This window comes from uncultured Tyzzerella sp., from assembly GCF_963558545.1.
In the GTDB taxonomy this organism is placed as follows: Bacteria; Bacillota; Clostridia; order Lachnospirales; family CAG-274; genus Tyzzerella.
The window spans coordinates 1-1,959 of record NZ_CAUWHO010000109.1 but is presented as its reverse complement, the minus strand read 5'-3'; the positions used below and the strand labels follow the sequence as shown (position 1 = coordinate 1,959).

Annotated in this window: 4 protein-coding genes; all 4 read left to right on the top strand. The window is 29.7% G+C overall.

Annotated features, from left to right (window positions below):
* Positions 1 to 223 precede the first annotated feature (223 nt).
* The 4 genes from R5Z65_RS09995 to R5Z65_RS09980 all read left to right on the top strand — a co-directional run bounded on the left by R5Z65_RS09995 (position 224) and on the right by R5Z65_RS09980 (position 1,808).
* Complete coding sequence (locus R5Z65_RS09995; RefSeq protein WP_317368898.1) at positions 224 to 400, top strand: AbrB/MazE/SpoVT family DNA-binding domain-containing protein; 177 nt, start codon at positions 224 to 226, stop codon at positions 398 to 400.
* A gap of 116 nt (positions 401 to 516) precedes the next feature.
* Positions 517 to 804, top strand: coding sequence for a hypothetical protein (locus R5Z65_RS09990; RefSeq protein WP_317368896.1), 288 nt, complete (start codon positions 517 to 519; stop codon positions 802 to 804).
* Between the two features lies 1 nt (position 805).
* Complete coding sequence (locus R5Z65_RS09985; protein WP_317368894.1) at positions 806 to 1,600, top strand: phage antirepressor KilAC domain-containing protein; 795 nt, start codon at positions 806 to 808, stop codon at positions 1,598 to 1,600.
* A 1-nt stretch (position 1,601) separates the two neighbouring features.
* Positions 1,602 to 1,808, top strand: a complete 207-nt coding sequence (locus R5Z65_RS09980; protein WP_317368892.1) for a hypothetical protein — start codon at positions 1,602 to 1,604, stop codon at positions 1,806 to 1,808.
* The last annotated feature ends 151 nt before the right edge of the window (positions 1,809 to 1,959 follow it).

The window sequence follows — 1,959 nt, the reverse complement described above, 5'->3', positions numbered from 1 at the left end:
GTTTTAATGGAAAATAAAGTTTATTTTTTCCCTTATGGAATAAATGGTACTTTAGAGTTTTTAAGAAAAATTAATATCGTTTAAAATAGTTTGGACATTGGCAAGTGAATAAATACTGAGGAAATCCTAAAAAATTTTGGAGTTAATGGAATATAATAAAAAAGTGTTGACTTACGTCCCTACTTATTATATAATGTTGTTAGGGACGTAAAAGGAGAACATCATGGAAAAAAGAGATTTGAATGTTTCTTTTTACAAAGCAGGTAATGGTGGAGTTTCAAACAGAATAACTTTACCTAGAAAATGGGTTTCTGATATGGGTATTTCAGAAAATGAAAAATCCGTTGAAGTAACTTATAACGAAGAAACAAAAACTATTACCATTGTTAAAAAGAAATAAAAAATCTCCTATCAGTTCCCTTTTGAGTTCCAATAGGAGAATGCCGTATAATAACGACCTAGCAATCATATTATACTGCATTAACTCCAAAAATACAAATTTTTAGGAGGAAAAATATGCTAACAGAAAATGCAAAACTTGTAATTGAATTTGTGGAGGAATGTAGAAGTCAGTTAATGGTTAAAGATGAACTGCATGAAACTCAAGAAGAAATGTACAAAACACTTTACAGGGCAGAAGAAATTTTAAAACAATCAGAAGAGGGAAAAAAATTATTCACATCTCTTGAAAGCCTTGTAGCAAGAACTTTAGATTTAACAAAAGATGTATATTTTGAATACGGAGAAAATTATAGTGGAGCTTGTGATAATCAAATGTTAAAAAGATATAAGGAGGCAGTATAATATGAACGAATTAGTAACAATTAAAAATGTAAGAGCATACATTGAGAAAAGCAACGGGACAGCATTTTTAAATCTTGAAGATGTGGCTCGTGGACTTGGATTTACAAGAATTGCCAATAGTGGTAACATAGTTGTAATGTGGTCAAGAGTCGAGGGATATTTAAAAGATTTATCGTACACACTTGTGTGTACGGAAAGAAAAGAAGAATTTATACCTGAAAACATTTTCTATAAACTTTGCATGAAAGCAAATAATGAAACAGCAAGAGCCTTTCAAGACCTTGTGTGTGATGAAATTTTACCTACAATAAGAAAAACAGGTGGGTATATAGTTGCTTCAGAAGATGATACGGACGAGGATATTATGGCAAGAGCTGTATTAGTTGCTCAAAAGACTATTGAAAGAAAAAATGAAAAAATAAGGCAATTAGAAAGCGAAGTGTCAGAACTTAAACCACAAGCAATGTATTGTAAAGCTATGTTAATATCTGACGGCTTATTTGCAATAAGTACAATAGCAAAAGACTTAGGTTTTAAATCAGCCACAGAACTGAACAAAGAACTTCACAGAGTAGGAGTACAGTATAAGACAAGTAAATCAAGTCCGTGGCAGTTATATTCTAAATATGCAGACAAAGGATATGCTAAAACAATTCCACAGCCAAGCAATACATCAAAAGGTTTTAAAACTTTCCCACATCTATATTGGACAGAAGCAGGAAAGAAATTTATATACGAAATGAAACAACAAGGTGTAATACAGACAATAGCAGAAAAAAGAAATGAGGTGGCATAATATGAAAAATAAAGCTGATATGTTATTAATAATGTTACTTGACGAATTAATGCCAGATACTGGAACTGGTTTCTTTAATAAAAATGGAGAAAATGAAAATTTTGAAGTTTTACAAGAAATTTTAGGAGATGAAGAAATAAAAGATAAATTTTATGAAGTATTATTAGATACTTTAGGTAATACTTTAAAAATAAAATATGATATATAGTTTTTTAAATCCTCAGTATTAATTTACTGGGGATTTTTTAGTATAGGAGGTAGAAATGCAGATTAAAAAACCTGAAACTTTTGATGATAAAGTAAAACTTCTTTTAAATTCAAAATCTAATACGGAAAATAAAGCAATAATAATTGAAGAA